Here is a 6,071-nt window from a genome sequence, read left to right as displayed (position 1 = left end):
AAGCGATGAGCTGACTTTCAGTAAGAATGAAGGGCAAGCCGCAGTGCCAGTAACTCCAGCAGTCAGTACAGCTCCGCTTGCCGCACCCTTGCAGGCTGCAAGCGCACCTGTGCTTGAGCCAGCTCCCCAAGCAGCTCCAACTGCAGTGCCTGAAGTGGCTCCAGAGGCTCCAACCCCTGCTGCTGAAGGCGATGTCGTGGAAAGTCCATTGGTCGGCGTGGCCTACTTGGCCGCAGGTCCAGATAAACCAGCTTTTGTGAACGTAGGTGACCAAGTGAAAAAAGGGCAAACCCTGATGATTATCGAGGCTATGAAGGTAATGAACGAAGTGCCTGCTCCTAAAGATGGTGTTATCACGGAAGTTTTAGTCCAAAATGAAGAAATGGTTGAGTTTGGGAAAGGGCTGGTACGCATCAAATGATTGATATCAATACAATAAAAGAGGCACTTCCACACCGTTATCCCATGCTTTTGGTGGACCGCGTTTTGGAAGTCAGTGAAGATGAGATTGTTGCTCTGAAAAATGTGACAATCAACGAGCCTTTCTTTAACGGACATTTCCCTCAGTATCCTGTCATGCCAGGTGTTTTGATTATGGAAGCTTTGGCTCAAACGGCTGGTGTGCTGGAATTGTCTAAAGAAGAAAATAAGGGCAAGCTGGTCTTCTATGCTGGCATGGACAAGGTTAAGTTCAAAAAGCAAGTCGTACCAGGCGATCAATTGATTATGACTGCCAAGTTTGTCAAGCGCCGCGGAACCATTGCAGTGGTAGAAGCTAAGGCTGAGGTTGACGGAAAACTTGCAGCTAGCGGAACCTTGACCTTTGCGATTGGTCAGTAAGAAAGAGGAGATTTCACCATGTTTCGTAAAATTTTAATTGCTAACCGTGGGGAAATTGCGGTCAGAATTATTCGCGCAGCCCGCGAGTTGGGGATTGCGACAGTAGCAGTTTATTCAACGGCTGACAAGGAAGCGCTCCATACCTTACTGGCTGATGAGGCAGTCTGTATCGGCCCAGCCAAATCTACAGACTCTTATCTCAATATGAATGCGGTACTTTCGGCTGCTGTTTTGACCGAGGCAGAAGCCATTCATCCCGGTTTTGGTTTTTTGAGTGAAAATTCCAAATTTGCGACCATGTGCGAAGAAGTCGGTATTAAGTTTATTGGACCATCAGGCGCTGTCATGGATCTGATGGGGGATAAGATCAATGCTCGAGCGCAGATGATTAAGGCCAAAGTACCGGTTATTCCAGGATCTGATGGAGAGGTGTATACTTCTAAAGAAGCCTTGGAAGTAGCCGAAAAGATTGGCTACCCAGTCATGCTCAAAGCTTCTGCCGGCGGTGGCGGCAAGGGCATCCGTAAGGTTGAAAAGGCTGAGGATTTAGTAGCGGCTTTTGAATCTGCTTCTAGCGAAGCTAAAGCGGCCTTTGGCAATGGTGCCATGTATATGGAGCGAGTGATTTATCCAGCTCGTCATATCGAAGTGCAAATCCTGGCAGATCAGCAGGGCCATGTGGTCCACTTGGGGGAGCGGGATTGCTCTTTGCAGCGTAACAATCAGAAGGTGCTGGAAGAAAGCCCGTCGGTGGCGATTGGGAAAACCCTGCGCCAGCAGATTGGGGAAGCAGCTGTTCGGGCTGCTCAGTCTGTCGGCTATGAAAATGCTGGAACGATTGAGTTTCTGTTGGATGAAGCCAAGGGTGAGTTCTACTTTATGGAAATGAATACTCGGGTTCAAGTGGAGCATCCAGTCACAGAGTTTGTGACGGGGATTGACATCGTCAAGGAGCAAATCAAGATTGCTAATGGGCAGGAACTGTCCTTTGGACAGGATGATATTGAAATCCGGGGCCATGCAATTGAGTGTCGGATCAATGCTGAAAATCCAGCCTTTAACTTTGCGCCGAGTCCTGGTAAAATTTCTAACCTTTATCTACCTAGCGGAGGAGTGGGGTTGCGCGTGGATTCAGCTGTCTATCCCGGCTACACTATCCCACCGTACTATGACAGCATGATTGCCAAGATTATCGTCCATGGAGAAAACCGCTTTGATGCGCTGATGAAAATGCAGCGGGCTCTCTATGAGCTAGAAATTGACGGTGTTGTGACCAATAGCAGTTTCCAGTTGGATTTGATTTCTGATCCGAATGTGATTGCGGGAGATTACGATACAGCTTTTCTAATGGAAAAATTTCTCCCAGCTTATCAAGATAAAAATTAAGTGACAGAGAGTGGTTTTGTTTTAACTAGACAGGATCACTCTTAGATTTGATGAAGGAGTAAGCAATGCCTTTGTTTTCAAAAAAGGATAAATATATCCGAATCAATCCGAATCGGGCGATTCGTGAGACGCCTCAGGCTAAACCAGAGGTGCCAGATGAACTATTCTCCAAGTGTCCAGGGTGTAAGCACACCATTTATCAAAAAGATTTGGGAAGCGAACGGATTTGTCCAAATTGTGGCTACACTTTCCGTATTACTGCATTTGAACGTTTGAGCTTAATCGCAGACGAGAATAGCTTTGATGAACTGTTCACTGGGATTGAGACAACGGATCCGCTGCGTTTTCCTCATTATAAGGAAAAACTGGCGCAGATGCGTGAAAAAACAGGTCTGGATGAGGCCGTTTTGACTGGTACAGCTCTGATTAAAGGTCGAAAAATTGCTCTGGGAATCATGGATTCCAACTTTATCATGGCTTCCATGGGAACTGTTGTAGGGGAGAAGATAACCCGTCTCTTTGAGTATGCGACAGAACAGAAGCTGCCAGTCGTTCTTTTCACAGCGTCTGGCGGTGCTCGGATGCAGGAAGGCATTATGAGTCTCATGCAAATGGCCAAGACCTCTGCTGCTGTGCAGCGTCACTCCAAGGCGGGGCTCTTTTACCTGACAGTCCTGACGGATCCGACAACAGGCGGTGTCACGGCTTCCTTTGCTATGGAAGGCGATATCATTTTAGCCGAAGCTCAAGCTTTGGTTGGTTTTGCTGGCCGTCGGGTTATTGAGTCTACTGTAAGAGAGAAATTGCCAGATGATTTCCAAAAGGCTGAATTTTTGCTGGAACATGGTTTCGTCGATGCAATTGTTAAGCGTGGGGAATTACGTGATACAATTGCCACACTTTTAAGCTTTCATGGAGGTGGCCTATGACAAGAATCATTCGGATCATCAAGGAAGCGCGTAATCAGGCGCGTTTGACAGCCTTAGATTTTGCTCGGGGGATTTTTGAAGACTTTGTGGAGTTGCATGGAGATCGTTCTTTTCGTGATGACGGTGCCGTTGTTGGCGGTATTGGAACCTTACAGGGCCAGCCTGTAACGGTTGTCGGGATTCAGAAAGGGCGCAATCTCCAGGATAATCTGCGGCGAAATTTTGGTCAACCTCATCCCGAAGGATATCGTAAAGCTCTGCGTTTGATGAAGCAGGCAGAGAAATTCGGTCGTCCGGTTGTGACTTTTATCAACACTGCAGGAGCCTATCCTGGGGTCGGCGCTGAGGAGCGTGGACAGGGGGAAGCGATTGCTCGCAATCTCATGGAAATGAGTGACCTTAAGGTGCCCATTATTGCCATTATCATCGGTGAGGGCGGTTCAGGTGGTGCTCTGGCACTGGCTGTTGCAGATAAGGTCTGGATGCTGGAAAATTCCATGTATGCGGTATTAAGCCCAGAAGGCTTTGCCTCTATTCTCTGGAAAGATGGCAGTCGGGCTATGGAGGCAGCTGAGCTGATGAAAATCACTTCCCATGAACTGCTGCAGATGGGAGTTGTGGATAAGGTTATTCCAGAACGCGGATTCAATAAATACGAACTCTTAGCTGCGGTCAAGGAAGAAATCAGTACTGAGCTGGCTCAACTTTCCAAACTGCCTCTGAAAGAATTATTGGAAAATCGTTATCAACGATTCAGAAAATATTAAAAACCGAGTTGAACTCGGTTTCTGATTGAAGACAAGCATCAAGATGAGATGTTTGTCTTTTTTTATTGGCTCTTTGTCAACTGTATAAAATGGGTGCAAATTCTCATATAAAATTCATTTTGACAGAAGATAGCTTCAAAGAGAATCCTTAGCCTCTATTAGCGGTCATTGATTGCTAGTCGATGTACAAATTGCAGATATCACAGTGGATTCGCTTATTCTGCTGTAATGACTTCCAAGCCCCCCATGTAAGGACGTAGGACTTCAGGAATGGTCACAGAGCCATCTTCGTTTTGGTAATTTTCTAAGATAGCAGCGACTGTGCGTCCGACAGCCAGTCCAGACCCGTTGAGAGTGTGGAGGAGTTTGACCTTGCCATCTGCTTCGTCACGGTAGCGGATTTGTGCTCGACGAGCTTGGAAATCTTCTGTGTTAGAGCAGCTGGAAATTTCACGATAGGTGTTCTGAGCTGGAATCCAGACTTCTAAGTCGTAGGTTTTAGCAGCAGAGAATCCCATGTCTCCGGTAGAAAGAGCAACAACACGGTAAGGCAGCTTGAGCTTTTGCAGGATGTTTTCTGCATTGGCAGTCATCTTTTCCAGCTCTTCATAAGATTCTTCTGGCTTGGCAAATTTCACCATTTCAACCTTGTGGAATTGGTGCAGACGAATCAGACCGCGCGTGTCACGACCAGCAGAACCCGCTTCAGAACGGAAAGATGGGCTCATAGCTGTGAAGTAGATTGGCAATTCTTTGCCATCTAGAATTTCGTCTCGATAGTAGTTGGTCAGCGGAACTTCAGCAGTCGGAATGAGCACGAAGTTGGTATCGCTCAGTTCAAACGTATCTTCTTTGAACTTAGGATATTGCCCAGTCCCAAACATAGAGTCATGGTTGACCATGTAGGGAGTGATGACCTCTGTATAGCCTTCTTTGCCATGCTCATCCAGCATGAAGTTGTAGATAGCGCGCTCCAAACGAGCTCCCAAGCCCTTGTAGAAGAGGAAGCGAGCACCAGTTACTTTTGCACCACGCTCCCAGTCCAGGATATCCAAGTCTTCGCCTAGATCCCAGTGAGCCTTAGCTTCAAAGTCGAATTGGCGAGGTGTACCCCAGCGACGGACCTCGACATTGTCATCCTCGTCTGCCCCGACTGGCACGCTATCGTGCGGAATGTTTGGCAGGGTTGTGGTGAACTCGGTCAATTTAGCATCTAATTCAGCCAAAGTAGCATCCAAGTCCTTGACCTCACCAGATAGTTTTTGCATGGCTGCAATCTTGTCCTCCGCATTTTCTTTGTTGCGCTTGGCTTGGGCAATCTCTGCAGAAACAGTGTTGCGCTCTGCTTTGAGATTTTCTACTTTTACCAACAAATCACGTCGTTGCTCATCAATTTCCTTCATTTGACTGAGCACATCAGCTGCTACGCCACGGGTAGCTAATTTCTCTGCGACAGCATCAAAGTCTGTCCGAATACGTTTTAAATCTAACATAAGACCTCCAAAAATAAAAGCACACCGAGGAAACTGTTGGAGCGGCTAGGCCGCGGTTCCATCCAACTTCACAGGTGTGCACTTTATTATATATGTAGTTGTATTGCAACGGTAGAATTTCACACTAGGCTCCTATCTGCTCGCAGCACCCGCAGACTTTCTGAAAGAAGCCATAGTCTTACTTGTCCGTTTCCTAGATTATACAGGATTTTCTATTTTTTTGCAAATAGATTTTTAAAGAATTGGCCAATTGTTTGGATCAAGGTAGGCAATTTGACAACCTTTTCATTCCCGATATGTTGCCGTGCAATTTTGAGAATCTTTCCAGTGTCCTTAGAAGCAAAGAGAAACTTCCCCTTGTCTGTAAAAACTTCAAAATGGCGACTGACATTTTTCCCAGAGACATTGGCACCGATTTGCTGGATGCTAGACCAAGGCAGCTGGATATAGTCTTCTACATTAGCGTCGGCGTAGAATTCCAGTGCGACATCACCGACCAAAAATTTCCCAACCTTTCCACCTAAACCCAGATAGGAAACTCCTGTAGTTTGAAATTCAATCGATTTATTTTGCGACTGTGCCATAGAACATCTCCCTTTTAAATGATATAGCTATTATACCACAATAAAAAGAAGGCCGAAACCTTCTTTTTTGGG

Annotated in this window: 7 protein-coding genes; 5 read left to right on the top strand and 2 right to left on the bottom strand. The window is 46.5% G+C overall.

The features are described from left to right. From STRDD04_RS09930 to STRDD04_RS09910, 5 genes are all read left to right on the top strand, one after another. A partial coding sequence (locus STRDD04_RS09930) for an acetyl-CoA carboxylase biotin carboxyl carrier protein (RefSeq protein WP_231853931.1) occupies positions 1-421 on the top strand: 421 nt, incomplete at its 5' end. Next, a complete protein-coding gene (gene fabZ, locus STRDD04_RS09925; protein ID WP_062201928.1) occupies positions 418-840 on the top strand; it encodes a 3-hydroxyacyl-ACP dehydratase FabZ in 423 nt (140 codons plus the stop codon). The genes STRDD04_RS09930 and fabZ, both read left to right, overlap by 4 nt. Positions 841-858: 18 nt before the next feature. Next, the gene (gene accC / locus STRDD04_RS09920; protein WP_037617530.1) at positions 859-2,226 is read left to right on the top strand and encodes an acetyl-CoA carboxylase biotin carboxylase subunit; all 1,368 of its coding nucleotides are present in this window, start codon (positions 859-861) and stop codon (positions 2,224-2,226) included. A 65-nt stretch (positions 2,227-2,291) separates the two neighbouring features. Beyond that, positions 2,292-3,155 (top strand): acetyl-CoA carboxylase, carboxyltransferase subunit beta, encoded by an 864-nt coding sequence (gene accD / locus STRDD04_RS09915; RefSeq protein ID WP_062201926.1) that lies wholly within the window; start codon positions 2,292-2,294, stop codon positions 3,153-3,155. Then, on the top strand, positions 3,152-3,922 hold the full coding sequence (locus STRDD04_RS09910) for an acetyl-CoA carboxylase carboxyl transferase subunit alpha (RefSeq protein ID WP_062201925.1): 771 nt from the start codon (positions 3,152-3,154) through the stop codon (positions 3,920-3,922). The genes accD and STRDD04_RS09910 overlap by 4 nt, the downstream gene beginning before the upstream one ends. Before the next feature lie 215 nt (positions 3,923-4,137). On the opposite strand, the gene serS is transcribed toward STRDD04_RS09910, so the two are convergent. Together serS and STRDD04_RS09900 are read right to left on the bottom strand one after the other, a co-directional pair. After that, the gene (gene serS, locus STRDD04_RS09905; protein ID WP_062201922.1) at positions 4,138-5,415 is read right to left on the bottom strand and encodes a serine--tRNA ligase; all 1,278 of its coding nucleotides are present in this window, start codon (positions 5,413-5,415) and stop codon (positions 4,138-4,140) included. A gap of 212 nt (positions 5,416-5,627) precedes the next feature. Beyond that, positions 5,628-5,999, bottom strand: a complete 372-nt coding sequence (locus tag STRDD04_RS09900; protein ID WP_005591777.1) for a DUF956 family protein — start codon at positions 5,997-5,999, stop codon at positions 5,628-5,630. Positions 6,000-6,071 lie beyond the last annotated feature (72 nt).

This window comes from Streptococcus sp. DD04 (assembly GCF_001578725.1).
In the GTDB taxonomy this organism is placed as follows: Bacteria; Bacillota; Bacilli; order Lactobacillales; family Streptococcaceae; genus Streptococcus; species Streptococcus sinensis.
This window is presented reverse-complemented; position numbering and strand designations above follow the sequence as displayed.